We start from the raw sequence: 26279 nt of genomic DNA on the forward strand, positions 1-26279 counted from the left end.
CCCCGACCCTCTCCCGCACGGGAGAGGGGGCCCGTCGCGCACTGCCGCCGGCGTCCGTGCTCGGTCCGGATGGGTGAACGACGCGGCCGGGGGCGGAGGGAGGGATAAGGCGCGGCCGCTGCGGAGCGCAGCGTCTCCCAGCCCATCCGCGCTCCGAACCGCGGTGGGCCTGGGCGCAGGCCTGCTCCTGCGCGCCGCGCTGCTCCTTCTCGCCCTGCTCCTGCCGACCCTTCCGGCCCGGGCCGGCCAGCTCGATCGCGCGGGCGTCGAACGCCACTTCCCGCCCCCGCTGGTGGTCGGCGAGAAGGACGACAGGCTCCCGGTCTGGCCGATCCTGAAGCAGCAGGCCGGGTCCTACGAGGTCTTCGCCTACGCGTTCGAATCCGTCGACCTCGCGCCGATCCCGGGCTTCGGGGGCACGCCCCCCGACCTGCTGATCGCGCTCGCCCCCGACGGGACCTTCCGGGACGTGACGGTGCTCTCGCACCACGAGCCGGTCTTCCTCGAGGGGCTCGGCTCGGAGCCGCTCCTCGCCTTCGTCGAGCAGTATGCCGGCCTGTCGGCCCGGCAGGCGATCCGGGTCGGGCGGCCCAACGCGCGGGCCGCCGGCGCCGCGCCGCAGACCACCGTCGACGGCATCTCCATGGCCACCGCCTCGACCCGGGTGATCAACCAGTCCGTCCTGGCTTCGGCGCTGGCGGTCGCCCGCGCGAAGCTCGGCTTCGGGGCGGCCAATGTCGGCCTGAAGGTCGAGGCGAAGCTCGACCTCTATGAGCCGCTGACCCTGGCCGACCTGCTCGCCCGGGGCTGGGTCCGGCGGCTGACGGTGACGAACGCGGACGCCGCCGCGGCCTTCCGGGGCACCGGCGTGGCGGACCCGTCCGAGGGGCCGGCCGACGCCGTGCTGACCGACCTCTTCGTCGCCGCCCTGGACCCGCCCTCGATCGGCCGCAACCTGCTGGGCCCGTTGCGCTACGACGCGCTGATGCGCGAGCTCGGCGCCGGCAACCACGCCGTGATGGTCGTCAGCGCCGGGCCGGAGGACGCGCCCGAGAACCCGGTCGGCGACCGGTTCGTGCTGGGCGCCGTCCCCGACCGGCTGGCGATCGGCCAGGCCGGCCTGATCGTGAACGCCCGCGACATGGCGGTGGAGCGCCGCGACGCCGGCCTCGCCGAGGGGCTGCCGCCAGGCCCCTGGACGATCCTGCGGATCGACCAGGCCGCCGGCTTCGACCCGTCCGCGCCCTGGGTGCTGACCGAGACGATCGTCCGCGAGCGCGGGCAGATCCTGTCGGAGAAGATCGCCCGGACCTTCACGGTCGAGACCGCCTTGCCCGCCGACCTGTTCACGCGGGTCCGGCCCGATGACGGGCCGAGCTGGACCGACCCCTGGCGGGCCCGGGCGCCCGAACTCGCGCTGATCGGGCCGATGCTCGCGGTGCTGGTGCCGGTCCTGAGCCGCCAGCGCGCGCTGGTGGCGGACCAGCGCCGCTTCCCCCTCTTCCGCCTCGGCTTCCTGGCGCTGACCCTCGGCTTCGTCGGCTGGTACGCGCAGGCGCAACTCTCGATCGTGACCCTCGTCGGCCTCGTGCGGGCCGCGACGGTAACCCACGACCTCGCCTTCCTGCTCTACGACCCGCCCTCGCTGGTGCTCTGGGCCTTCGCGCTGGCCGCCCTGGTCGCCTGGGGGCGCGGCACGTTCTGCGGCTGGCTCTGCCCCTTCGGCGCGCTGCAGGAACTCGTCGCGCTGCTCGCCCGGCCGCTGCGCATCCGCCCGGTCGCGGTGCCGCCCGGCCTCGACCGGCCGCTGCGGTCGCTGAAATACGTCGTGCTCGCCGGCATCCTCGGTGCCGCCGCCGCGGGGTCGCCCCTCGCCGACACCCTGTCCGAGGTCGAGCCGTTCAAGACCGCCATCACCCTGTACTTCGTCCGGGCGTGGCCGTTCGTCGCCTACGCGGCCGGGCTGCTGGTGCTCAACCTGCTCGTCTACAAGGGCTTCTGCCGCTACCTGTGCCCGCTCGGCGCCGCCCTCGCCCTCCTCGGGCGGGTCCGCGTCCTCGACTGGATCCCACGCCGGGCGGAGTGCGGCTCGCCGTGCCAGCTCTGCAAGGTCCGCTGCCGCTACGGCGCCATCGCGCCCTCCGGCCGGGTCGACTACGCCGAGTGCTTCCAGTGCATGGAGTGCGTGACGATCATCCACGATCCCGGGCAGTGCGTGCCGCAGGTCGTGGCGCGCAAGCGGGGCCGCCGCGCCGCGCCCCGGCCGGTGACCGTCGGATGAGCGCGCCGCCGCCCTTCGCGCCGGCCCGGCGCCGGCTCCTCATCGGGGCCGCGGGGCTGGCCGCGCTCGGCGGCGTCGCGGCGTTCCGCGCCGCCGCGGCGTCGCGCGGGCTGGCGCTGCGCACCCGCGCCGGCCTCGCCTTCGGCACCACCGTGGCCCTGACCGCCGCCGGGCCCGACCCGTCCGCGGTCGAGGCCGCGCTCGACGACGGGTTCGCGGCGATGCGCGCCGTGGAGGCGGCCGCCAGCCTGTTCCGGGCCGACAGCGCCCTGGCCCGCCTCAACCGGGACGGGTCCCTCGAGGCGCCCGGCCCGCACCTGCTCGCCCTGCTGCGCTTCGCCCTCGCCCTCGCGGCCGAGACCGGCGGCGCCTTCGACCCGACCGTCCAGCCGCTCTGGCCGGTCTGGGCCGGCGCGGCCGCCCGCGGCGAGCGCCCCGGGGCGGAGGCCCTGCGGGGGGCCCTGTCGCGGGTCGGCTGGCGGCGCGTGCGGGTCGCGACGGACCGGATCGTCCTGGAGCCCGGGACGGCCCTGACCCTGAACGCCTTGATCCAGGGCTACGCGGCCGACCAGGTCATGGCGGCTTTCCGGGCGCGCGGCATCGACGACGCCTTCGTGGATACCGGCGAGTTCGGTGCTGCCGGCGCGCATCCGGACGGCACGCCCTGGCGCCTCGGGCTGGCCGATCCGCGCGATCCCGGGGCGGTCGCCGCGGTCATCGCGCCGTTCACGGGCTTCGCCGCGACCTCGGGCGACTACAACATGAGCTTCTCGGACGACCGCACCGACCACCACATCTTCGATCCGGCCACCGGCCGGTCGCCGCGCGGCCTGTCGTCGGTGACGGTCACCGCGCCGACGGGGCTCGTCGCCGACGGGCTGTCGACCGCCTGCATGGTCCTGGGCCGCGCGCGCGGCGCGGACCTCGTCGCGGCCCGTCCGGGCTGCGCCGTGCGCTTCACCGGGAAGGGCTGACACATCCGGCCCCGTCGTGCGGGGCGAGGCCTGAACCCACCCGCGCGCCCTGCCCTCGCGGGGCCGATGGCTCTACGGAGGGTCCGATCCGCGGCGCAGGCCCTGCATGCGCCCGGACCGGAGAGGACCGTCAGGAGACGCGCGTGACCGAAGCGACCGGGCCGTACTGGCCGACGGATGACTGGGCGGAGCAGGACCCGGGTGCGGCGGGGCTCGATGCCGGGCGGCTCGCGGACGCGGTGGCGTTCGCGCAGGCCCACGAGAGCGCGTGGCCGCGCAGCCTGTACTATCCCGACGGGCGCTACGTCGGGATCGTCGAGTGGAACGAGACGGGGCCCTGGAGCACCGTCGACGGGCCGGTGCGCCCGCGCGGCGGCCCGGCGGGCGTAATCCTGAAGGGCGGCCGGCGCGTCGCCGCCTGGGGCGACACGGCCCGCCCGGACATGACCTTCTCGATCGCCAAGAGCTACCTCGCGGTGCTGGCCGGCCTCGCCCACGACGACGGCCTGATCCCCGACGTCGACGCGCCGGTGCGCGACAGCGTACCCGACCCGCTCCTCGACGGCCCGCACAACGGCGCGATCACGTGGCGCCACCTCCTGCAGCAGTCGAGCGAGTGGCAGGGGACCCTGTTCGGCAAGTCCGATCAGGTCGATCATTTCCGGCAGATCGGCCCGGGCGCCGACAACAGCCGCAAGGGCGAGGCGCGGGCGCTGCGGCGCCCCGGCACCTACTACGAGTACAACGACGTCCGGGTGAACCTGCTGTCGTACTGCCTGATGCGCCGCTTCGGCCGGGCCCTCCCGGACGTGCTCCGCGAGCGGATCATGGATCCGATCGGCGCCTCCCGCGACTGGGCATGGCACGGCTACGACACGGCCTGGGTCGCGGTCGACGGCGCGCGGGTCCAGTCGGTCCCCGGCGGCGGCCACTGGGGCGGCGGCCTGTTCATCGGGGCCGACGACCACGCCCGCTTCGGCCTCCTTGTCGCCCGCGGCGGCGCTTGGAACGGGCGGCAGCTGCTCTCGGAGCGCTGGATCCGCGCCATGCTGACGCCCTCTCCGACCCTCGACAGCTACGGCTACCTCTGGTGGCTGAACCGCGGCGCGGCCGCCAAGCCGGAACTGCCGGCCTCGGCCTTCAGCGCCCTCGGGGCGGGCAACAACGTGATCTGGTGCGACCCCGAGCACGACCTCGTCGCGATCCTGCGCTGGATCGACAAGGCGGCCCTGGACGGCTTCCTGCTGCGCCTCGTGGCGGCCCTGCGCCCCTAGGCGGGCCGGCGGCGCTAGCCGCCCCGGACGTGATCGACGAAGCTCCGGAGGACCGGCCGCATCAGGCGGCGGCTCGGGTAGTAGAGGAAGAAGCCCGGGAAGGGCGGGCACCACGCGTCGAGGACCCGGATCAGGCGGCCCGCCGCGATGTCGGCCGCCACCTGCGCCTCGAAGAGGTAGGCGAGGCCTGCGCCGCCGCGCGCAGCTTCGGCCACCAGCCCGTCATCGTCGAGGACGAGGGTGCCGGTGACCGGGATCGACTGGGCGATCCCGTCCTTCTCGAGTTCCCAGAGGTAGAGGCCGCCGCTCGGGAAGCGGCGCCGGACGCAGACATGCCGGTGCAGGTCCTGCGGGTCCGCGGGCGTCCCGTGGCGGGCGAGATAGTCCGGCGCGGCGACGATCGCGCCGCGCTGCGGCGGGCCGAGCGGCACCGCGATCATGTCCTGGTCCAGGCTCTCGGCGAAGCGGACGCCTGCATCGAATCCCTCGGCGACGATGTCGCGGAAGCCGTCCTGCGCGCGGATCTCGATCTCGACGCCCGGATGCGCGCGGGTGAACGTGACGGCGAGCGGCACCAGCAGCATCTCGGCGGCCGACCGCGGCACCGAGATCCGCAGCGTCCCGGTGAGCCGCCGCTCCGCGGCGGTCGCCGCCTCGACCGCGTCGGCGATCGCCGAGAGGGCGGGCTCGAGACCGTCGAGCAGGCGCTGGCCCGCCTCGGTCGGGGCGACGCTGCGGGTCGTCCGCGCGAGGAGGCGCACGCCGAGGCTCGCCTCCAGGCCGTTGATCGCGTGGCTCACCGCCGAGACCGAGAGCCCGAGATCGCGCGCGGCGCCGCGGAAACTCCGGCGTGCCGCGACCGCGGCGAAGAGCGACAGGGCGGGGAGGTCGGCGCGTCTCACTGTTGAGCCGCATAGAACAGCCTGCGCCGCAGGTCACGGATTATCGCCGCCGTCGGCCCGTGCGAAGTCCGGGCCGCATCACGGGAGGCCCGCATGAATCACCGCCGACTCGGAACCGAACTCACCGTCTCCGCCCTCGGCCTCGGCTGCATGGGCATGAGCTACGCCTATGGCGGCCAGCCCGAGGGCGAGGCCACCGCCACCCTGCGCCGCGCCGTCGACCTCGGCATCACCCTCTTCGACACGGCCGAGATGTACGGCCCCTACGAGAACGAGAAGCTGGTGGGCAAGGCCCTGGCGCCGGTCCGCGACCGGGTGATCATCGCCAGCAAGTTCGGCTTCAAGATCTCCGAGACCGGCCAGGGTCCCGACCGGATCATCGGCGTCGACAGCCGGCCCGAGCACGTCCGGGCGGTCTGCGAGGCCTCGCTCCGGCGCCTCGGCGTCGACGTCATCGACCTGTTCTACCAGCACCGGGTGGATCCGGCGGTGCCGATCGAGGACACGGTCGGCGCCATGGCCGATCTGGTGCGGGCCGGCAAGGTCCGGGCGCTCGGCCTGTCCGAGGCCGGCGCTGCCACGATCCGGCGGGCCCACGCGGTCCACCCCATCGCCGCCGTGCAGAGCGAGTACTCCCTCTGGAGCCGCGATCCCGAGGCCGAGGTGCTGCCGACCTGCCGCGAACTCGGGATCGGCTTCGTGCCGTACAGCCCCCTGGGGCGCGGACTCCTGACCGGCGCGATCCGCGACCGCGACAGCCTCGCCGCCGACGATTACCGCCGCACGATGCCGCGCTTCGCGGCGGAGAACCTCGCGGCCAACCAGCGGCTGCTCGACACGCTCGCCGCCCTGGCGCGCGACAAGGGCGTCACGCCGGCCCAGCTCGCCATCGCCTGGGTGCTGAACCAGGGCGACTTCGTCGTGCCGATCCCGGGCGCCCGCAAGATCCGGAACCTCGAGGAGAACGCGGCGGCGGCCGGTCTCGTCCTGGCCGAGACCGACCTGCGGGCCATCGCGGACGCGATGCCCGCCGAGGCGGTGACCGGCGACCGCTACGGCGCGGCCGGGCTGGCGATGGTCGGTCTCTGAGCCGTCAGAGCGCCGCGATGGTCTCGGCCACCGCGCGCGCCCGCGGCACGAGGCTTCCCACCTCCAGGTACTCCTCGGGCGAGTGGGCCTTGCCGCCCACCGGGCCCACGGCGCAGAGCGTGGGGCAGCCGACGCTGGCGGTGAAGCCCGAATCGGCGCAGCCGCCGGCGAACTCGCCGGTGACGGGGTTGCCGCCCTCCGCGCTCACCCTTGCGTAGGTCTCGAACAGGGCCCGCGAGGCCTCGTCCTGCACCAGCGGCAGGAACTCGCCCTTGATGGTGAGATGCGCGGTCGTGTCCGGCACCGTCGATCCGGCCACGATCGCGGCGATCCGGTCCATGGCGGCCTCGCGGTCGGGCGGGGTCACGTAGCGCAGGTCGATCTCGCAGGTCACCCGGGGCGCCACGGTGTTCACCGACTGGCCGCCGGAGACCAGGCCGACATTCACCGTGGTGCCGCGGTCGAGGTCGGTGAGCGCGTGGAGCGCGACGGTCTTGTGGGCGAGCTCCAGGATGGCGCTGCGCCCGTCGGCGTAGTTGCCGCCGGAATGGGCCGCCCTGCCGAGCACCTCGAGGTGCATGAACACCCCGCCCTTGCGGCCGGTGACGACGTTGCCGGTCGGCCGCCCCGGCTCGGAATTCAGCACCGCGCGGGCGCCCCGGGCGGTCTCCTCGATGATCGGCCGGCAGGCCGGCGAGCCGATCTCCTCGTCGCTGGTGAACAGGCCGACGAGCGGCACCGGCGCGCCGCCGGCGCGGTGATAGGCGGCCAGAACGAAGGCGTTCATCACGAGGCCCGCCTTCATGTCGGCGACGCCCGGCCCGTAGGCGCGGCCGTCGGCGACCCGGAACGGCCGGCGGGCCGGCTCCCCCTTCGGGAAGACGGTGTCGCGGTGGCCCATGAGCACCACCGGCCGGTTGCCGCCGCCCGATCCGGCCACGCTCGCCTTCAGCGCGTCGCCGTAGCCGTCGACCGGGATCGTGGTCACCGGGATGCCGTGGCCGGCGAGGAACTCCGCGATGCGGATGCCGACCGCGTCGACGCCCGGCTTGTCGTAGGAGCCGGAATCGATGTTCACCAATTCCTCGAGGAGCGCCAGCATCGCGCCCTCCTGCCCGTCGAGCCAGCGGAGGACGTCGGTGTCATGGGCGGTCATGGGGGCCTCGTACCGGGGTCAGCAGGATTGCGCAGACCGTCTTTGCGAGCGCAGCGAAGCAACCCAGCGTCGCGCAACCTCTGGCAGCATAGCGCGGACTGGATTGCTTCGCTCCGCTCGCAAAGACGGCGCCGCTTCCGAACCGGACGTGGGTGCGATCGGCGGCGGCTATTCCACAGTGACCGACTTGGCGAGATTGCGGGGCTGGTCGACGTCTTTCCCCATGAACACCGCCGTGTGGTAGGCGAGCAGCTGGATCGGCACCGCGTACACGATCGGCGCCACTGTCGGGTCGAGCGCCGGCATGGTGAAGGTCGCGAGCGTGTCGAGCCCGTGCTCGGCCGCGCCCTTGGCGTCGCCGATCAGCACGATGCGCCCGCCGCGGGCGGCCACCTCCTGCATGTTCGAGACGGTCTTCTCGAACACCGCGTCGTGCGGCGCGATCACGATCACCGGCACGCTCTCGTCGATCAGCGCGATCGGCCCGTGCTTCAGCTCGCCCGCTGCGTAGCCCTCGGCGTGGATGTAGCTGATCTCCTTGAGCTTCAGCGCGCCTTCCAGCGCCATCGGGTAGCTGGTGCCGCGGCCGAGATAGAGCACGTCCCGCGCCTTCGCGACCTCCCGGGCCAGACCCTCGATCGCCGCCTCGTGGGTGAGCGCCTCGGCCATCAGGCCCGGCGCCTTGATCAGGCCGTCGATCAGCCGCCGCTCGCCCGCCGCGTCGAGGGTGCCGCGCGCGCGGCCCGCCGCGATGGCGAGGCAGAGCAGCACGGTGAGCTGGCACGAGAACGCCTTGGTGGAGGCGACGCCGATCTCCGGCCCGGCCAGCGTCGGCATCACCACGGAGGATTCCCGCGCGATCGTCGAGGTCGGCACGTTGACCACGCTCAGCGTGTGCTGGCCCTTCGACTTCGCGTAGCGCAGGGAGGCCAGCGTGTCGGCGGTCTCGCCCGACTGCGAAATGACCAGCGTCAGCCCGTCCTTCTCCAGCGGCGCCTCGCGGTAGCGGGCCTCGGAGGCGACGTCGATCTCCACCGGCAGGCGGGCCACCTGCTCGAACCAGTACCGGGCGACGAGCCCCGCGTAGTAGGCCGTGCCGCAGGCGGTGATGTAGACGCGGCTGAGCTTGGCGAAGTCGAAGGGCAGCGCCTCGGGCAGCGCCACCCGCCCCTGCGCCATGTCGACGTAGTGGGCGAGCGTGCGGCCCACCACCTCGGGCTGCTCGTGGATCTCCTTGGCCATGAAGTGGCGGTACTCGCCCTTGTCGATCCGGTAGGCCTGCGTGGCGATCGTCTGCCGGGCGCGCTCGACCGTGGCGCCCGACGCGTCGCGGATCTCGGCGCCGCCGCGGGACAGGATCGCCCAGTCGCCCTCGTCGAGATACGTGATGGCGTCGGTGAACGGGGCGAGCGCCAGGGCGTCGGAGCCCAGGTAGGTCTCGCCCTCGCCGAAGCCGATGGCCAGCGGCGCGCCGTGGCGGGCCCCGATCAGCAGGTTCTCCTCGCCGGAGAACAGGAAGCCCAGCGCGAAGGCGCCGCGCAGCCGCGGCAGGGCGGCGGCCACGGCCTCCACCGGCCCCATCTGCCGATCCATGTTGCGGCTGACGAGCTGGGCGACGACCTCGGTGTCGGTCTCGGTCTCGAAGACGACGCCGTCGGCCTCCAGCTCCTGCTTGAGCTCGCGGAAGTTCTCGATGATGCCGTTGTGCACGACCGCCAGCCGCTTGGTGGCGTGCGGGTGGGCGTTGGTCTCGTTGGGCCGGCCGTGGGTGGCCCAGCGGGTGTGGCCGATGCCGATCGTGCCGGTGAGCGGCTCCTGTGCGAGCCTGGCCTCCAGGTTGACCAGCTTGCCCGAGGCCCGGCGCCGCGCCAGCCGGCCGTGCTCCAGGGTGGCGATGCCGGCGGAATCGTAGCCGCGGTACTCGAGCCGCCGCAGGGCCTCGATCACCTGCCCCGCCACCGCGTCGCGCCCGACGATGCCGACGATGCCGCACATAGGAGTGTCTCTCGCTGTCGCGCCCGGATGGCCGCGCGCAGGTCGTGCGCAAGGTCCGGGCCGCCCCGCGCCGTGCGGGGCCGAGCGGGACTTCTACCGGATCGGCACGGCGCAGGGCCAGCCCCGCCCGCGCGGCGTGCCCGGCCTCACGCCTTGCCGCGCCGCGCCTTCTCGGCCTGCAGCGCCGCGCGCTTCTCCCCGGCCCAGCCCGGCTTCACCGCCTGCCGGCCCCGGGCCACCGCCATGGCGTCCGCCGGCACGTCGTCGGTGATCACCGAGCCCGAGGCGACGTAGGCGCCCTCCCCCACCGAGACGGGGGCGACCAGGGCCGAGTTCGAGCCGATGAACGCGCCCGCGCCGATCGTGGTCCGGTGCTTCAGCACGCCGTCGTAATTGCAGGTGATCGTGCCGGCGCCGATATTGGCCTTGGCGCCGACCTCCGCGTCGCCGAGATAGGTGAGGTGCGCGGCCTTGGCGCCGGCCCCCATCCGGGCGTTCTTCAGCTCGACGAAATTGCCGAGCTCCGCGCCGGCCTCCAGCACGGCGTGGCCGCGCAGCCGCACGAACGGCCCGATCTTCACGCCCGCCTCCAGGCTGGTCTCGGTGAGATGCGCGAAGGCCCGCACGGTGCAGCCCTCCGCGACCCGCACGCCGGGGCCGAACACCACGTTGGGCTCCACGATCACGTCGCGTCCCAGCACCGTGTCGTGGCTGAGGAACACCGTCTCGGGGGCGATCAGCGTGGCGCCCCCCAGCATGGCGCTGCGGCGCAGCTGCGCCTGGATCGCGGCCTCCGCGACGCTGAGCTGCACCCGGTCGTTGACGCCCTGCGCCTCGGCCTCGTCCACCGGCACGACCGTGACGGGCAGCCCGTCGGCGACGGCGAGCGCCACCGCGTCGGGCAGGTAGTACTCGCCGGCGGCGTTGTCGTTGCCGATGCGGGTGAGCAGGGCCAGGGCGTGCCGTCCGGCGAGCGCCATCAGCCCGGCATTGCACAGGGTCACGGCCCGCTCGGCCGCGCTCGCGTCCTTCTCCTCGCGGATGGCGAGCACGCGGTCGCCCTCGGTCAGCACCCGCCCGTAGCCGGTGGGCGTCGCCGTCTCGAAGGCCAGCACGGCCACCGCGGCGCCGTCGGCCAGGGGCGCGCGGAGGCGCAGGAAGGTGTCGGCCGAGACCAGCGGCGTGTCGCCGAAGGCGATCACCACGTCGTCGTCGGGGTCGGCCAGGATCTCCCGGGCCGCCAGGACCGCGTGGGCGGTGCCGAGGCGCTCGGCCTGCGGGAAGACCCGGGCGCCGGGGGCGGCCCGCGCGATCTCGGCGGCGACGTCGTCGCGGCCGGGCTCGGCCACCACGGCGATCCGGCCCGCGCCCGCCGCCTGGACGGCGGCCAGGACGTGGCCGAGCATGCTGCGCCCGGCGATCCGGTGCAGCACCTTCGGCAGGTCCGAGCGCATCCGCGTGCCCTTCCCGGCCGCGAGCACGATGGCGGTGAGGCTGCGCGAGGGCGTTCCGGTCGGGGTCATCGCAGATCCAAGCGTCGATCGAGGGCCGAGACGGATGGGCCGGACGGGCGCCCGGCGCAACCCCGTCCGGGCCGATCAGCGCAGCGCCAGGGCGACGTGCTGGCCCGACCCGTGGGCGAAGCGCTCCCGGCGGCGCTCGATCGAGCTCGGGATCCGCAGGGATTCCCGGTACTTCGCCACTGTGCGCCGCGCGATGTCGACGCCCTCCCCGCGCAGCTTCTGCACCAGGGCGTCGTCGGACAGCACGTCGTCCGGCGTCTCGCCGTCGACGAGCTGCTTGATGCGGTGGCGCACCGCCTCGGAGGAGTGTGCGGCGGCGCCGGCCGCCCCGGGGATCGCGGCGGTGAAGAAGTACTTCATCTCCAGGGTCCCGCGGCTCGTGCCGATGGCCTTGTTGGAGGTGACCCGCGAGACGGTCGATTCGTGCATGCCGATCGCCTCGGCCACGGTCTTGAGGTTCAGCGGCCGCAGATGGGTGACGCCGTGGACGAAGAATCCGTCCTGCTGGCGGACGATCTCGGTGGCGACCTTCAGGATGGTGCGGGCGCGCTGCTCCAGCGAGCGGGTCAGCCAGTTGGCGTTCTGCAGCGCTTCCGACAGGAAGGCCTTGTCGCCCTCCGCGGCGGCGTTGCGCGAGACGCGGGCGTAGTAGCTCTGGTTCACCAGGACCCGGGGCAGCGCCTCGCTGTTCAGCTCGACCAGCCAGGAACCGTCCGGCGCCGCGCGCACGAACACGTCCGGGACCAGGACCTCGACGGCGCTCGACCCGAAGGCCCGGCCGGGCTTCGGATCCAGGCGGCGGATCTCGCCCAGCATGTCGACGAGGTCCTCGTCGTCGACGCCGCAGAGCCGGCGCAGGGCCGCGAAGTCGCGCTTGGCCACGAGGTCGAGCCGCGAGACCAGCGCCTGCATCGCCGGGTCGAACCGGTCGCGCTCGCGCAACTGGATCGCGAGGCACTCGGCGAGGTCGCGGGCCGCGATCCCGGGCGGGTCGAAGGTCTGGACCAGCGCCAGCATCCGGCTGACGAGGGCCGGGTCGGCGCCGAGCCGCTCGGCCACGCCCTCCACCGTCTCACGCAGGTAGCCAGCCTCGTCGACGGCGTCGATCAGGAAGCCGCCGATCAGCCGTTCGGCCGGCTCCCGGGTCGCGAGGTCGAGCTGGCCCGCGAGGTGCTCGCGCAGCGAGGTCTCGGCCGTGAGGGTCGCCTCGAAATCGGGCGCCTCGGCGTCGAAGCTGCCGCCGGTGCTGCCGTAGGGCGGCGGCGTCAGCGAGAGCATGTCGCCCCCGCCCGCCTCGCGCGCCTGGACGGGGCTCTCGTCGGGAAAGACGTTGTCGAGGCGTGTGTCGAAGTCGCTCTCGATCTCGCCGCGGCTCGGGTTGAGGTCGGCCGAGAGCCACGAGTCGGGCTCCGGCGCGTCGAAGCCGTCGGTCCCCGCCTCCTCGGCATGGCTGCCCGATTCGGCGGATTCGCCCGCACCCGGCAGGTCCGGCTCGGCGCGCTCCAGCAGCGGGTTGCGTTCCAGCTCGGCCTCGACGTAGGCCGAGAGATCGAGGTGCGAGAGTTGGAGAAGCTTGATCGCCTGCAGGAGCTGCGGCGTCATCACCAGGGCCTGGCCCTGACGCACTTCCAGCCGTTGCACCAAACTCATGCGAGGCCCCGATGCCCTTCCGGCGCGGTTCGCCAGCCGGAGCCACGCTGCTCACGGCATGGTTCTTGCTTGCTCCGTCGCACTTTCTGTAACGCGATCCGACCCGCGCGTCAAAGCGCGACCGTGCAGGCCGCTGTTGGCAAGTGCTCGTGGCAAGTGCTCGGCGCTTCGGGACTCGCCGCACCCCCATCACATCCCGATCACATCGCGATCCGGCACCCGGCAGTCTGCGGGCAGATCTTAAAGGAAGGTTTGCGCATTCATCCGCGCGCGGTTGCCAGGACATCCGAAATCCGTCCCTAAAGCTTTGTCTGATTGCAGACGCTTCCCCTGCTAGATGCAATATCCGCTCGCTATTGCGTGGTGATCCGAGCATGGCTCGGGGATGCGCCGCGGTTCCCGCACGAGAGTCGGAGCGCGGCGATCGATCTCTGCGTACGCGTTTGCCGATGCCGCATCAGAACCGCCTTCTGGCCGCCCTATCCGAGGCGGACGGCGCACTGCTCGGGCCTCATCTGGAGGCGATCGACCTGCCCCTCGGCAAAGTGCTCGTCGAGCCGGCCGCCGCGATTCCGCACGCGGTCTTCATCGACACCGGCCTGTGCTCGGTGGTGTCGACCCTCGCAGAGGGCGGCCGCATCGAGATCGGCCTGTTCGGACGCGACGGCATGGCCGCGCCGGCGCTGCTGCTCGGAACCGACACGATCCCGTACCAGATCTTCATGCAGGTCGCCGGCCGGGGGCGCCGGATCTCCGTGCCGGCCCTGCGCGACGCGCTGAAATCCAGCCCGTCGCTGCGCAACCTGCTGCTGCGCTACGTCCAGACCTTCCTGGTCCAGGTCGCCCAGACCGCGATCGCCAACGCGGGCGCGCCCGCCGAGGAGCGGCTCGCGCGGTGGCTCCTCATGTACCACGACCGGCAGGACGGCGACGACCTGTCGGTGACGCACGAGTTCCTGTCGATCATGCTCGGCGTGCGCCGGCCGACCGTCACGGTCGCGATCCACACCCTGGAGGGCGCCGGCCTGATCCGGGCCCGGCGCGGCCGGATCCGGGTCCTGAGCCGCACCCGCCTGGAAGAGGCCGCCGGCCAGACCTACGGCCCGGCCGAGGCCGAGTACGAGCGCCTGATCGGCCCGCTGCGGCGGCCTCAGAGCACGCTGGCGTAGGGGACTTCGGCCACCACCGCGCCGGCCTCGTCGGTGATCACGAAGGTGTCGGCGCGCCAGCCGCGCGGCGCGCCGTAGACATGCGGCAGGCGGCGCATCTCGCGCAGGATGTCGCGGGCGAGGTGCTCGGCCGCCGTCCGATCGGGCAGCTCGTCGCCCTCCCGATCGGCGATCAGCGTGCCGTGCCGCCGGACGTTGAGGAAGAAGCGGGGCAGGTCACATCCCCTTCGAGGATCGGCCAGCGGGGCCTTCGGGGCGCCCGCCGAAGACTGCGTGCCGCGCTATCGGGAGCGGCGCCGCGGGCCTGAGCGGCGTGTCGGATCGGCGCGAACCACGCCGCGCGGCTTACCGGCCGCCGAGTGTCCGCCGAGACGGGCGGCCCGCGCAAGGGCAGCCCGAGCGAGGGCAACCCGCGCGAGGGCGGCTGCGGCAGCTCGCGCACCGAGGGGTACCGGGCCGACCGCGCCGGCCATATCGTACTTTCGTGCAGAGGGTTCGGGGCCGGATCAGTCCGGCCGCACGCGCGGCGTCTGTCCACACTCATACATTTTTCTGAGGGCGGGTGGATCGCAGCCCGCGCGACCGCGTTCTCCGCGCGGTCGCCGCGGCGCGAGGATCCGGCGGCCCGTCGCGCGAGGCCGTGCGGCGCCCACACACAGGTTAACGACACCGCTCAGGTCGCGGCGCACGCTCCTCAGCTGGCCGTGAGGTTCTGCGCCATGCGCTACTTCACCGATTTCACCGACGACCGCGGCCTGTCCCTCGACGAAGAGGGGCTGCCCTTCGCCGATCGTCACGAGGCGTGCCTGTCGGCGACCGAGGCCCTGATCGAGGCCGTGCATGACCGGCTCCGCGTCCGGGCGGACCGGCCGGCCCCCGGAGATGCGGGCCTGGTGCTGGAGGCGCGGGTCCGCGACGCGACCGGCAGCACGGTCTTCCGCGCCCGCCTCGCCCTCGACCTGGACTGGCAGCCCGCCGACGGCTGAGCGCGGGCCCTACCAGCCGCAATTGGGGATCGGCGGCTGCGCCTTGGCCATGGCCGACTTCTCGATCGGCACCATCGCGCCCCAGGCGTATTTCTGGGCGTGGGGCGTGACGTTGGCGAAGAGGCAGCCGAGCTGGAAGTGGGTCGCGCCCATCTCGCCCGCGAAGCCCATGCAGTCCAGGAAGGTCCAGGTCTTCGGCACCGGGGTCATGGACCGCCAGCGCGGCATCGCCACGGGCGAGCAGACTTTGACCGCCCCGGTTCCGTCGTCGGCATTGAGCGCGTCCCCCTGGCTCTGCGCCGCGGAGGGGGCGAGGCCGAGCAGGAGGATTGCCGCGAGAAGCGCTCGGCCGGGGATCAGGGCGTGTCGGCTCATCGGGTCAGCGCATCGTCCACCACAGGGCCGCGAGGATCGCGAAGCCGAGAACGTTGTAGAGGATCGCCCAGATCCAGACACCCAGGACGGCGCGGCTCGGTTGCCGCGGTCTTGACCGGCCGGGCCGCAGGCGATTCCGGTCCTCCGGAGTCGGCCAGATCGCCGCCCGGGGCGCCTTGAGGAGCCGCGTCAGCACCTCCGGGAGGTGCGGGCCGGGCGGTGTCTCGCCGGTCATGGCGGTCTCCGATGCGACGATGGCCCGGGCCGGGTCGCGCCCGCCCGGCGCCGAACCTGTCCGGGTGACCCGAGATCCGGCGGCAGTGCCGCTCACAGCACCGTGCCGGGTGCCTGCGGGTAGTACTGGTAGGCCCAGGTCTCGGACAGCAGCCGATCCCCGGATCTCAGCTGTAGACGCATCTCCACCGGATCCGGACCCTCGGCGTAGACCTTGAGAAAGACCCGCCAGGGGCTCGGCTTGCCGTAGGGCGCCCAGGTGGCGCCGACTTCCTCGACGCTGCCGCGCGACAGGGTGAGCGCGACCGTGGCTTTCTCGGGATCGAGGCCCGACAGGGCCGCGCCCTCGAATTCCAGCACGAGCTGCCGCATGAGGTTGGCCCGGCCCGGGCGTCTGTCGGCATCCGCGAGCCACGCGGCCTTGGTGGCCCGGGTCGCGACGCACCGGGCGAGGTCGGTGGCGACCGGTTCCTTGACGGTCCAGCGCAGCCGGTAGGCGAAGCTGCGGTCTGACCCGGCCTGCGGCGCGTCGTCCGGCACCCAGAGGGCGACGATGTTGTCGTCGGTCTCCTGATGGGTCGGGATCTCCACGAGCTGGACGCTGCCGCGGCCCCAGTCGCCCTGCGGCTCGACCCAGATGTCGGGACGGTTCTCCTCGAAGCCGTCATCGATGTAGTTCTCGTAGGCGCGGTCGCGCTGGAGCAGGCCGAAGCCCTTCGGCGACCGGTCGGCGAAGGCGCTGACGCTGAGGCGGGGCGGGTTGTTGAGCGGCCGCCAGATTAGCTCGCCGGCGCCGGTCTGCATCAGCAGCCCGTCGGAATCGTGCACCTCGGGCCGCCAGTCGCTCGCGAGGAAGCGGCTCATGCCCTCCGAGTACCACAGCATCGAGGTCAGGGGCGCCATGCCGAACCGCTCGACCGCCTCGCGCATGTAGACCGTGCAGGCGACGTCGATGACGACGTGCGGCTCCTTCCGGGCGACGAACCGGTAGGCGCCGGTGAGGCTCCGACCCTCGAGGAGCGCCAGCACGGTCACGGCGCCGTCCGCGGCCGGGCTGACGTAGAAGCGCGTGAAGACCGGGAATTCCTCGGTCTTCCCGGGCCCGGGCGCCGTGTCGATCGCGATGCCTCGGGCCGAGGCCCCGTACTGGGCGCCGTCCCCGGCGGCGCGGAAATACGAAGCGCCCAGGAAGGCCAGCCAGTCGCCGTCGTCGCCCGGCTGCCCGGCAGGCGCCTTCTGGAACCGGAACCCCGCGAAGCCCGCCCCGTCCGGAACGTCCTTGGCCGGGTTGCCCGGCGGGTAGGTGAACAGGTCGTGGCTGTAGAGCACCTCGCGGGCCTGCCCGCCCTCCAGGGCGTAGACCTTCACGGGATGGCGGAAGAAGTTTCCGAGGTGGAAGAAGGTCACCGGGTACGGGCTGTCGGCGAACAGGGCGTGGCCCGGCGGGTAGCGGATCTCCTGGAGCGGCCCGTAGGTCAGGGCGTCGAGGGCCGCCGAGGCGGGCGCCTCCGGGGGCGGCGCGTAGGGCCGGTCCCGCAGCGTCCGGGCGAGATCCTTCAGCCGGTCGAGGTCCATGGGCTCGGGCGGTGCGAGGCGCGGCCCGCCGCCGGCGGCCCGGGCGAGGCCGGGATACGGCGCGAGGGCGAGGAGCCCGATGGCGGTCAGGACGCGGCGCGTGATCAAGCTGGAACCCCCGGATTCGGTCGGGCCTCGCGACCCGCGCCGCCCTCTAGCCACGCCGGCGCGGCGGCGCAATTTCCCGGCCGCGGCTCAGCTCCGCGGACCGCAGTTGCCGGTGCTGCCGTCGGTCGTCCAGAGGTTGGCGCCGCCCCCCGGCGGGCACTGCCCCGGCAGCGCCAGGGTGATCAGCTTCGCGAAGGTGTTGGCCTCGTCCTCGCCGTAGCCGATCTCGCCGACCATGCGGCCGGTCCTGTCGAACAGCGCCACGGTGGCGGAATGCTCCATCGTGTAGTCGCCGTCCTTAGTCGGCACGCGCTTGTAGGCGACGTGGTAGGCATCGGCCATGCGGGCGACCTGCTGCGGCGTGCCGACGAAGCCGCGGATCCGCGGGTCGAACGAGGCCAGGTACGCCCGCAGGGTGTCGGGCGTGTCCCGCTCCGGGTCGAGGGTGACGAAGACGACGTTGAGGCGGTCCGCGTCGCGGCCCATCCGGCCGAGGGCCGACGCCAGGGTCGCGAGCGTGGTCGGGCAGACATCCGGGCAGTGGGTGAAGCCGAAGAACAGGACGGACGGCTTGCCGCGGAGATCGGCCTGGGTCACCGGGCGGCCGTCGAGATCCGCCATCGTGAACGGGCCGCCGACCTTCCGGGAATGGCTGAACCGCGATCCCTGCTGGAGGACGATCGCCCCGGTGCCGGTAGCGATCACGGCGACGAGGGCGGCGGAGGCGATGAGGGCGAGAGGGCTCGGTGCCATGCTGTGACCTGCGACGGCGCGTCGGGGTGGCCGGTATCGATGCCGCCAATATGGGGTCCGTGTCGACAGGCGTGAGGCCGCGGCCTCCCGTGCGGGGCCGGACCTGGAGAGGCGACGACGTCAGGAACACGCCCGGGAGCGGCCGGTTGGCCAGGGTACGGGCGCTCGCGCCATCCGGCGCCGGGACACCCGGGCCGCGGGCCCGACCGTCCCCTCCGCGACCGTGCACGGGAGCCGCCCCAGATGGCCCAGCAGATCCCCGTCGACCCGCAGGCCCGGGCCGACGATCCCCGCCGCGACGCCGAGCGGGACGACGCCACCCACGCCATCGCCGACGACGTCGCCTATCAGCGCCACGTCCTGGTCAACGTCGTGTTCGTGGGGCCCCCCGGCGCGGGCGACCGGGGCTGGGTCCTGATCGATGCCGGCGTGATCGGCGCCAAGCGCGGGATCGAGGCCGCGGCCCGGGCCCGCTTCGGCGAAGGCGCCCGGCCGGCCGCGATCGTCCTGACCCATGGCCATTTCGACCATGTCGGCGTCCTGGAGGACCTCGCGGAGGACTGGGACGTCCCGGTCTACGTGCACGCCCTGGAGCGGCCCTATCTCGACGGCAGCGCCGCCTACCCGACGCCGGATCCGAGCGTCGGCGGCGGACTCCTCGGCCGCCTGTCGCCGCTGTTCCCGACGAGCCCGGTCGACGTCTCCGGGCGGCTCCGCCTCCTGCCGGAGGACGGTTCGGTGCCGCCCCTGCCCGGCTGGCGCTGGATCCACACGCCCGGCCACGCGCCGGGCCATGTCTCGCTCTGGCGCGAATCCGACCGGACGCTGATCGCGGGCGACGCCTTCATCACCACGGCGCAGGAATCCGCCTACGCGGTCGCGACGCAGGCGCCGGAGCTGCACGGGCCGCCGATGTACCTGACGATCGACTGGCCGGCGGCGCGCGCTTCGGTGCGGGCGCTCGCCGCGCTCGCCCCGGAGCGGGTCATCACCGGACACGGCCGGCCGCTGCAGGGGCCCGAGATGCGCCGCGCCCTCGACGCCCTGGCGGCGGACTTCGACCGGGTCGCGGTTCCAGAGACGGGCCGGTTCGTGGAGAACCCGCTCGGGGCCGCCGACGGCTCCGCCTACAGGGCGCCGCGCTGACCGGCGCGATGCGGCCGCGCGGGCGGAATCCCGCGCCTCACGAGGCCCGCGCGAGATCCTGGAACGGGGCCGGGGATCGCGCGGCGGCGAGCACGCCGTCCATCTCGGCCTTCGGCATGGCGTGGCCGAACAGGTAGCCCTGGCCGAAATGGCAGCCCTGTTCGGAGAGCCAGTCGAGGCTGGCGTCGGTCTCGATCCCCTCGGCGGTGGTGGAGAGGCCGAGGCTCGCCCCGAGCTTGATGATGGCGTCGACGAGCTTCGCCCGCTCGTCGCTCATCGTGATGGCGTCGACGTAGCTGCGGTCGATCTTCAGCTTGTCGAACTTCAGTTCGCGCAGGTGGTACAGGCTGGAATAGCCGGTTCCGAAATCGTCCAGCGCGATGCGCACGCCGAGTTCGCGCAGCGACAGCAGGGTCGTCCGGGTCGCCTCCAGGTCCTGGATCAGGGCGCTCTCGGTGATCTCGACCTCCAGGCGCTGCGGCGGGAAGCCGGTCTCGGTCAGGATCCCGAGGATGCGCTGGGCGAGCCACGCGTCCTGGAACTGCTGCGGGGCGATGTTCACCGCGAGGATCAGGTGCGGCGGCCAAGCCCGGGCATCCAGGCAGGCGCGGCGGATCAGGCTGTAGCTGAGATCCGCGATCATCCCGGTTTCCTCGGCCACCGGGATGAACTCGCTCGGGCCCACCACCCCGCGCGTCGGGTGGCGCCAGCGCGCCAGGACCTCGACCCCGACGATCTCCTTCTCGGGGAGCGACACCACCGGCTGGTAGAAGGGCTCGATCGCGCCCGTCTCGATGGCGAGGCGAAGTTCCGTCTCCATGCGGGCGCGGGCGCGCAGCTCCGCGTCCATGGCGCTGCGGAAGAAGCGGACATTGCCGCGCCCGTCCTTCTTGCCCTGGTACATGGCGAGGTCGGCCGCGTGCAGGATCGCGTCGGCGTCCCCGTGCTCGGCCGACACCGCGGCGACGCCGACCGTGGCCCCGACCTTCAGGTCGTTCTGGTTCCACGTCACCGGCTCGGCGATGCGCGCGATGACCGCCTGGGCGAGGCGCCGCAGCGCCTCGCTCTCGTAGCGGAGCGGGACCAGCATGGCGAACTCGTCGCCGCCCAGACGGGCCGCCAGGCCGCCCGACGGCACGAGCCGCTGGAGACGCTCGGCCACGGCGCACAGGACCGCGTTCCCGGCCGCGTGGCCGTAGAGGTCGTTGACCGGCTTGAACCGGTCGAGGTCGATGAGGAGCACCGCCGCGTCCGCGGCGCCCGGCGCGTGCGCCCGCTCCACGGCGTCGATGAAGCGGCGACGGTTCGCCAGACCGGTCAGCCCGTCGTGCCGGGCGATCGCCTCGGCCTGCGCGGCGGCGGCGGCGCGCTCGAGCATGAGCCGCCGGAGGATGATCGATTTGCGGATGCTGGCGCCCCACTGCGCCACGCCCATGCAGGCGGCGAGCAGCAGCAGGTCCGTGAGGTTGTAGGTGGCGACGACGCTGTTCAGATACGCGAAGGTCCCGAGCGTGACGCCGACGAACCAGATCCCGACGCCGATCACGAGGAGGCACAGGGTCTCGTACAGCTCGCCGCGGCCCCAGGCTCTCGACGTCTCGATCGGCATGGTCAGGACCCGGTTTCCAACGTCAGAGCGAAGCATGCCGTCCGCTCATGCGCTGTAGATCAGCTCCGGACGCGGCAGCTTCTCTACATCTTTACGGGTCTTTGTCTTGGTTTAATTTGGATTAAATCGCGCCGCCACGCTGCGCGCGGCTCGGGGGCGCCGGTATGTCCCGTCGCGGGAAGAGATGGACAGGGCCGCGCCGTCACGCCTCGTCGACGGCGTCCGGACGCTGCGCGGCCGCGCGGCTCTCCTGGAGGGTGGCGGCGGCCTTGACGATCGACAGGATCCCGCCGCGGGTCGTCTCGTCGGTGATGCTGGTGAAGGCCAGGACGAGTTCCATGACCTTCGGATCCTCGAACAGGGCCGCGGGTCCGACGCGTCCGCCGCCGTTGTCCCGCGGATCCGCGAAGAACGTGTCCACCGGCACCCTCAGCAGGTCGGCGATGGCCTGAAGACGCCCTGCGCCGATGCGGTTGCGCCCCTTCTCGTACTTCTGAACCTGCTGGAAGCTGACGCCGATGGCCTGACCGAGATCGGTCTGGCTCAGGCCCTGTGCCACGCGGAGCGCCGCGATGCGGCCGCCGATCGAGCGATCGGTCTCGGTGGCGGACTTGGGCTTCGGGGAGGACGACATCGAACGGAAACCTTCAGCATGCTGGATGAGTGGCACTTACCCAGAGTCGCGGAAAAAAACACAACCGAAAACTGCTTAGCGCACCAATAAGTTGCGCAATTCCTAGTTGCACTGGACGCATGGCTTGGCTGTTGGTTGTACGCCCAGGGACGGTGTAACCGCAATGGTCAACTGTATCCGTCACGCAGCGCACAGACGGTTTCCCTCCTGCGCCTGTCTTCGCCGGCTACGGCAGCCTCTCAGTCGCCGTGCGCGACGATACATCGGAGATCGGTCGAAGGGGTGGTAAAGTACCGAGGCCTCCGATCGTCGTGGCGGACGATGACGGATATGTGATGCGGCCGGCATTGTGGTGGGACTGCGGCCGCGGGTCTCCATCAAGACATCGGCGATGCAATTCACCGGCGCGAATGTCGCGGCCGGCGGGACACACACCCCTGTTTCCGACATCGGGTCGCGTCTATCGCCGGCCTAAACACTTTAAGTCCCGGTCGAGAAAATCTATGAAATGATGTATTCACCGGCCAGGCTCGACGGTAGAGTCGGTCTCCCATCACAGCGCCCTCGTCGATGACCGACCTTCTCGTCACCCTCCAGGAGCCAGCCGAACCCGCCGGGCAGGCCGGGCCGGAATCCGAGACGTCGGCCCTGCGCGCGCACATCGCGCGGATTTTGCGCAGGCTGCCTCCCGCCAAGGCGACGAAGACGACCTGACCTCGACCGCCGGGAACGGCGCCGCGACCTGCCCGGACGGATCATCCGCTCGGGACGGGCACCCGGTCCGGACACCCCTCCTAGGCGACGGCCTCCAGCGGCTGCGGCCGGGCGCGGACGCGATCGAGGATGTCGAGGGTGCGGATGCTGTCCGCGAGCGGCATGATCGGGCTCTCGCGGGCGCCGGCGAGCAGGCAGCGATGCACCTCGTCGATCTGATGCCGCAGCCCGAACCCGAGGTACGGCGTCGGGATCAGCGCGACGCGGCGGAAGTCCAGCGGCTGCAGGAGGCGTTTCGCGAAGGCCAGTCGGCCGATGGCCTGGCGGCGCGGCGGGGCACGGTCGGCGGGCGCCGGCGCGGCCGCGGTGCGCACGCGCGTGAGGAAGGGCGGGCACAGGAACTGCCGGTGCAGGTGGATGCGGCCGCGCGTGCCGACGATCACGGCGGCGTTGTCGGCCTCTCCGGTCGAGCCGCAGCTCAGGGTCGCGGTCCTGGCGTTCCAGCCGAGCGCGAGCGCGGCCTGCTGCGGCGCCGCACCGCCCCGATCGAGGCCGACGCCCGAGACCTCGGTGGGTGCGCCGAACAGGTGGAGCGCCAGCGACACGGGGTAGACCCCGAGATCGAGGATCACCCCGCCTTCGGCCGGAACGTCCGTCCGTCCGGGCGGGTTCGGCGCGCGGGGGAAGAACAGGCGGGCGTCGAGATGCAGGGGATCGCCGATCTCGCCCGCCTCCAGCATCGCCTTGGCCCGCACGACGCCGGGCGTGAAGCGCATCCACATCGCCTCCATGCAGAAGACGCCCTTCCGCCGCGCCGCCTCCGCGATGCGCCGCGCCTGCCCGCCCGAGAGCGCGATCGGCTTCTCGATCAGGACCGACTTGCCGGCCTCGATGCAGGCCAGCGCGCTGTCCATGTGGTCGCTGTTAAGCGTGGCGATGTAGACGACGTCGATATCCGGCCGCGCGGCCAGGGCCTCGACGCCGGCGACGGCGGCCGGCGCGCCGGACGCCTGGGGGAAGGCCGCGGCGAAGGCCTGGGCGCTCCCGGTGCTCCGCGCCCCGACGGCGGTGAGGCGCGCGTCCGGCCGCCCGAGAAGGTCGCTGACGAAGCGCTGGGCGATGACCCCGGTGCCGAGGACGCCCCACGAGACGGTCTGTGCCATGGCTAGAACCTGGATCTCAGCTGGATCACGGCGCCGCCGCCGGCATTCTGCATGGCGAGCGCGATCTCGGTGATGTGCAGCACGAACCGCGCCGGGAGCGGCGCCGGAACGCCCGCCCGGATCGCCGCGGCCTGGGCCGCGGGTCCGCGGGCGAAATCCATCTGCGACGGGTAGCTGGGCAGCTTGCCGCCGAAGCGGGGAGTCGGCAGCTTCCGACCGAGGAAGATCCGCCCGGGCAGGTAGCGCTGGATCCGGTGCAGCAGCCGGCCGAGCCGCCCGGGCGCCTCGCCGCTCGGCGAACGGAGATAGACCGGGCCCTGGCTGGCCCACGAATCGGTCACGGTCAGGACGCCCCGGTCGCCGATGATGTGCAGGGATCGGTCCTGCGGCGCGACGAGGCCGCAGGTGATCCGCGCGACGACGCCGGATCGGAACTCCAGGCACGCCGTCGAGAAGTCGTTGGCGACCGAGTCCGGGGGCTGGCCGGTGCCCTTGTCCGGGTACAGGCGCGACGCGAAGGCGGTCATGCGCTCGACCGGGCCGAACATCAGGCTCATCCAGGTCAGGTAGTAGCCGGCGTGCTCCAGGGTGCAGCCGACCCGGTACTCGTCCTCGGCCGGCCAGGGGGCGCCGGTCACGCTCCGCCATTCATGCACCGGCTCCCGGAACACCGGCCCGTCCTCCAGTTCGGCGTAGACGAGCCGGACCGACCCGACCTGGCCGGACGCGACGGCCTCCCGCACGGTCGCGCCCGCCTCGCCCAGGATGCTCGCGGGCGCGCCGCTCAGCGAGAGGCCCTTCGCCTCGGCGAGTTCCACCAGCGCTTCGGCCTGGGCGTACTCCATGGCGAGCGGCTTCTCGGAGTAGACGTGCTTGCCGGCCTCCAGGGCGGCCTTGGTCACGACGTAGTGACTGTGCGGATTGGTCAGATTCAGGATGAGGCCGATCTCCGGCTCGGCGAGCAGGGCCTCGAGGCTGTCGAACGCGCGGGCGTTGTAGTGACGGCAGAAGACGGCGCGCCGCTCCGGGTCCCGGTCGTAGACGCCGGCGAGGCGCAGTTCGGGGTGGTTCACGAGGGTCGTCATGTAGAAGTCGGCGACGTAACCGCAGCCGACGATCCCGATCTGCATCTCTGTCCCTGAAGGTCATCCGCACCGGATTCGGGTCGTAGCGGCAGCGCTCCGTTCCGCGCCTTCATCAATTGGGCGTAGGATCGACGCGCCGAGAGCTCAGCGACGCTCTCCGGCGCCCGAATTCGGCGCCCATGTCTCGGCAGTACACGGCGCTCGGGCCGCAGGCGCTTACGCTATTCGGTCGAACGCGCGTTTAACGCTCCGTTTACCGTACGGTCCGACAGTTCCGGTGCAACCGGAGCCCCGTGGACAGCCATGCTCGATGTCGCCTTCTGGTGGTGTGTGGCCGTGGCTTTGACAGGATCGGTCGGCCTCGTCGGCCTGGCCGTCGTCGCCGGCCGGAGCGGCCGCTCGCAGCCGCGCGGCCTCAAGCTTACCCGGACCGAGCCCCTCGTGCTCCGTCACTTCGGGCGCGCGTAGGTCGGCATTCGACCGGCACCGGCCGAGTGTCCGGCGTCTCAGATCTTTAAGTTCGCGGTCGGGTCGGGTTGCCGCCGGGAAGATCCGTCGTGCCCAGGTCGCGCGAGGATCCCCGACCCTCAACCGGTTCACCCCGGTCGACGTGGCCGTCGGGAACCACCGCCTGGGATCCCTACGATGTAAGGCGGATCGGGATCGGGCCGGTCGCGGTCACCGGAACGGACGTAACCGAGGTCGTCGACGGCAGGATCGCGTGCCTCCGGGTGCCGCTCGACCCGCCGACCGGTCGGGCTTGCCACGGTGCGACATCACGGTTTCCGCGGGTTCGATCTCAGGTGAGCCGCTTCCCTTCGCGGCGCCGGACGCTGCCGGTGTCAGGTCAGGGACAGCGATCGAGGTCCGGCCGCCTCACGATCTCACCCGGAGCACGATCTTGCCTCCGAGCCGACCCTCCTCGGAGCGCGCGTGGGCGCTGGCGACCTCGTCGAGGGGAAACTCCAGGCCGACTCGCGGCATCACGAGGCCGCGCTCGAGGAGGCGCGTCACGGCGTCGAGCTTCCGGCCGTCCTGGCGTGAGAAGACGAAGTGGTAGGTGGCGTTCCGGCCCCAGGCGCCGATGAGGTTCTGAGGCGTCGCGGTGTCGACCAGGGTGACGACGCGCCCGTCCTCGCGGAGGATGTGCGGGGAGCGCGCGAGCGTGTCGCGGCCGATCGTGTCCAGGACGACGTCGACGCCCCTGCCCTCGGTCAGGCGATCGACGGCGTCTACATAGTCCGCGCGCTCGAAATCGATGACGGCGGAGGCGCCGAGCCGCTCGACGCGCGCCACGTCGCTGCCGCGCGCCGTCGCCAGGACCCGTGCCCCAATGGCCTTCGCGACCTGGACGGCGATCGCCCCGACGCCCCCGGCACCGCCGTGGACGAGGACGGTCTCTGTGACCTGCAATCGGGCCCGCTCGACCAGCCCTTCCCAGACGGTCACGCCGACGAGGCTGACGCTCGCGGCCTCGGAATGGGTGAGGTTGACCGGCTTGCGCGCGACGATGCCGGCATCCGCCACGTGGTACTCGGCGTACGATCCCGGACCGTCGAAGATCCGCGGCGTGTAATAGACCTCATCCCCCGCGCGGAACTCGGTCACGTCGGATCCGACCTGGTCGACGACGCCGGACACGTCGTGCCCGATGATGGCCGGCAGCGCGACCTGATCGGCGTAGTCGCCGCGGCGGATCTGGCAGTCGAGCGGGTTGATCGACGTGGCATGCACGGCCACGCGGACCTGCCGGGGTCCCGGCCGAGGGTCCGGCAGCTCCCGGAGCTCGAAGCTGTCCGGCCCCCCGAACTTCGTCAACACCATCGCCTTCAAGAGGGCCTCCCGTCCTGACCGGCCAACCTTGTGTCAGCCGGGCTGCGGGAT

The 26279-nt window shown here is 72.6% G+C and carries 23 protein-coding genes; 8 read left to right on the forward strand and 15 right to left on the reverse strand.

Features of this window, described 5'->3' with window-relative positions; translation table 11 throughout:
• Positions 1-163 precede the first annotated feature (163 nt).
• From ACLBYB_RS09140 to ACLBYB_RS09150, 3 genes are all read left to right on the forward strand, one after another.
• On the forward strand, positions 164-2281 hold the full coding sequence (locus tag ACLBYB_RS09140) for a 4Fe-4S binding protein (protein ID WP_447698585.1): 2118 nt from the start codon (positions 164-166) through the stop codon (positions 2279-2281).
• On the forward strand, positions 2278-3255 hold the full coding sequence (locus tag ACLBYB_RS09145) for an FAD:protein FMN transferase (protein WP_447698586.1): 978 nt from the start codon (positions 2278-2280) through the stop codon (positions 3253-3255). The genes ACLBYB_RS09140 and ACLBYB_RS09145 overlap by 4 nt, the downstream gene beginning before the upstream one ends.
• Before the next feature lie 143 nt (positions 3256-3398).
• Positions 3399-4529 (forward strand): serine hydrolase domain-containing protein, encoded by a 1131-nt coding sequence (locus ACLBYB_RS09150; protein WP_447698587.1) that lies wholly within the window; start codon positions 3399-3401, stop codon positions 4527-4529.
• 14 nt (positions 4530-4543) lie between these two features.
• Here ACLBYB_RS09150 and ACLBYB_RS09155 read toward each other — a convergent pair whose 3' ends face one another.
• The gene (locus ACLBYB_RS09155; RefSeq protein ID WP_447698588.1) at positions 4544-5431 is read right to left on the reverse strand and encodes a LysR family transcriptional regulator; all 888 of its coding nucleotides are present in this window, start codon (positions 5429-5431) and stop codon (positions 4544-4546) included.
• A 93-nt stretch (positions 5432-5524) separates the two neighbouring features.
• Between ACLBYB_RS09155 and ACLBYB_RS09160 the strand changes: the two genes are divergently transcribed.
• Positions 5525-6520 (forward strand): aldo/keto reductase, encoded by a 996-nt coding sequence (locus ACLBYB_RS09160; protein WP_447698589.1) that lies wholly within the window; start codon positions 5525-5527, stop codon positions 6518-6520.
• 4 nt (positions 6521-6524) lie between these two features.
• Here the strand turns inward: ACLBYB_RS09160 and ACLBYB_RS09165 are convergent, their stop codons facing one another.
• The 4 genes from ACLBYB_RS09165 to rpoN form a co-directional block, all read right to left on the reverse strand.
• Complete coding sequence (locus ACLBYB_RS09165) at positions 6525-7676, reverse strand: M20 family metallopeptidase (RefSeq protein ID WP_091927408.1); 1152 nt, start codon at positions 7674-7676, stop codon at positions 6525-6527.
• Between the two features lie 168 nt (positions 7677-7844).
• Complete coding sequence (gene glmS, locus ACLBYB_RS09170; RefSeq protein ID WP_020095050.1) at positions 7845-9671, reverse strand: glutamine--fructose-6-phosphate transaminase (isomerizing); 1827 nt, start codon at positions 9669-9671, stop codon at positions 7845-7847.
• Positions 9672-9817: 146 nt separating this feature from the next.
• Positions 9818-11194, reverse strand: coding sequence for a bifunctional UDP-N-acetylglucosamine diphosphorylase/glucosamine-1-phosphate N-acetyltransferase GlmU (gene glmU / locus ACLBYB_RS09175; protein WP_447698590.1), 1377 nt, complete (start codon positions 11192-11194; stop codon positions 9818-9820).
• A gap of 75 nt (positions 11195-11269) precedes the next feature.
• Entirely contained in the window at positions 11270-12844 is a 1575-nt protein-coding gene (rpoN, locus tag ACLBYB_RS09180) for an RNA polymerase factor sigma-54 (protein WP_447698591.1), read from the reverse strand.
• A 449-nt stretch (positions 12845-13293) separates the two neighbouring features.
• Here rpoN and ACLBYB_RS09185 point away from each other — a divergent pair, with 449 nt between their 5' ends.
• Positions 13294-14013: a Crp/Fnr family transcriptional regulator gene (locus ACLBYB_RS09185; protein WP_447698592.1), complete on the forward strand. Its 720-nt coding sequence runs from the start codon at positions 13294-13296 to the stop codon at positions 14011-14013.
• On the opposite strand, the gene ACLBYB_RS09190 is transcribed toward ACLBYB_RS09185, so the two are convergent.
• Positions 13995-14255, reverse strand: coding sequence for a DUF6894 family protein (locus ACLBYB_RS09190; RefSeq protein WP_447698803.1), 261 nt, complete (start codon positions 14253-14255; stop codon positions 13995-13997). The two genes, ACLBYB_RS09185 and ACLBYB_RS09190, sit on opposite strands and share 19 nt — an antisense overlap.
• A gap of 477 nt (positions 14256-14732) precedes the next feature.
• Here ACLBYB_RS09190 and ACLBYB_RS09195 point away from each other — a divergent pair, with 477 nt between their 5' ends.
• Positions 14733-14999 carry a DUF6894 family protein gene (locus ACLBYB_RS09195; RefSeq protein WP_447698593.1) on the forward strand — a complete coding sequence of 89 codons (267 nt, stop codon included), beginning with the start codon at positions 14733-14735 and terminating at the stop codon, positions 14997-14999.
• 9 nt (positions 15000-15008) lie between these two features.
• Here the strand turns inward: ACLBYB_RS09195 and ACLBYB_RS09200 are convergent, their stop codons facing one another.
• The 4 genes from ACLBYB_RS09200 to ACLBYB_RS09215 form a co-directional block, all read right to left on the reverse strand.
• The gene (locus tag ACLBYB_RS09200) at positions 15009-15374 is read right to left on the reverse strand and encodes a hypothetical protein (protein ID WP_447683498.1); all 366 of its coding nucleotides are present in this window, start codon (positions 15372-15374) and stop codon (positions 15009-15011) included.
• Positions 15375-15378: 4 nt separating this feature from the next.
• The gene (locus ACLBYB_RS09205) at positions 15379-15609 is read right to left on the reverse strand and encodes a hypothetical protein (protein WP_091976355.1); all 231 of its coding nucleotides are present in this window, start codon (positions 15607-15609) and stop codon (positions 15379-15381) included.
• A gap of 92 nt (positions 15610-15701) precedes the next feature.
• Entirely contained in the window at positions 15702-17291 is a 1590-nt protein-coding gene (locus ACLBYB_RS09210) for a glucan biosynthesis protein (protein WP_447698594.1), read from the reverse strand.
• 87 nt (positions 17292-17378) lie between these two features.
• A complete protein-coding gene (locus tag ACLBYB_RS09215) occupies positions 17379-18044 on the reverse strand; it encodes an SCO family protein (RefSeq protein ID WP_020095041.1) in 666 nt (221 codons plus the stop codon).
• A gap of 243 nt (positions 18045-18287) precedes the next feature.
• On the opposite strand from ACLBYB_RS09215, the gene ACLBYB_RS09220 reads away from it, so the two are divergent.
• The gene (locus ACLBYB_RS09220) at positions 18288-19190 is read left to right on the forward strand and encodes an MBL fold metallo-hydrolase (RefSeq protein ID WP_447698595.1); all 903 of its coding nucleotides are present in this window, start codon (positions 18288-18290) and stop codon (positions 19188-19190) included.
• Positions 19191-19227: 37 nt separating this feature from the next.
• Here ACLBYB_RS09220 and ACLBYB_RS09225 read toward each other — a convergent pair whose 3' ends face one another.
• Both ACLBYB_RS09225 and ACLBYB_RS09230 read right to left on the reverse strand, forming a co-directional pair.
• Positions 19228-20835, reverse strand: a complete 1608-nt coding sequence (locus tag ACLBYB_RS09225) for a putative bifunctional diguanylate cyclase/phosphodiesterase (protein ID WP_447698596.1) — start codon at positions 20833-20835, stop codon at positions 19228-19230.
• 166 nt (positions 20836-21001) lie between these two features.
• Positions 21002-21433 (reverse strand): helix-turn-helix domain-containing protein, encoded by a 432-nt coding sequence (locus ACLBYB_RS09230; protein WP_056527784.1) that lies wholly within the window; start codon positions 21431-21433, stop codon positions 21002-21004.
• 570 nt (positions 21434-22003) lie between these two features.
• Between ACLBYB_RS09230 and ACLBYB_RS09235 the strand changes: the two genes are divergently transcribed.
• Positions 22004-22147 carry a hypothetical protein gene (locus ACLBYB_RS09235; RefSeq protein ID WP_447698597.1) on the forward strand — a complete coding sequence of 48 codons (144 nt, stop codon included), beginning with the start codon at positions 22004-22006 and terminating at the stop codon, positions 22145-22147.
• Between the two features lie 80 nt (positions 22148-22227).
• Here the strand turns inward: ACLBYB_RS09235 and ACLBYB_RS09240 are convergent, their stop codons facing one another.
• The 3 genes from ACLBYB_RS09240 to ACLBYB_RS09250 form a co-directional block, all read right to left on the reverse strand.
• On the reverse strand, positions 22228-23310 hold the full coding sequence (locus tag ACLBYB_RS09240; protein WP_447698598.1) for a Gfo/Idh/MocA family protein: 1083 nt from the start codon (positions 23308-23310) through the stop codon (positions 22228-22230).
• A 2-nt stretch (positions 23311-23312) separates the two neighbouring features.
• Positions 23313-24440: a Gfo/Idh/MocA family protein gene (locus ACLBYB_RS09245; RefSeq protein ID WP_056527789.1), complete on the reverse strand. Its 1128-nt coding sequence runs from the start codon at positions 24438-24440 to the stop codon at positions 23313-23315.
• 831 nt (positions 24441-25271) lie between these two features.
• Positions 25272-26228, reverse strand: coding sequence for a zinc-dependent alcohol dehydrogenase family protein (locus tag ACLBYB_RS09250; RefSeq protein WP_447698599.1), 957 nt, complete (start codon positions 26226-26228; stop codon positions 25272-25274).
• Positions 26229-26279: the final 51 nt, after the last annotated feature.

It is taken from the genome of Methylobacterium sp. D54C, assembly GCF_053345595.1.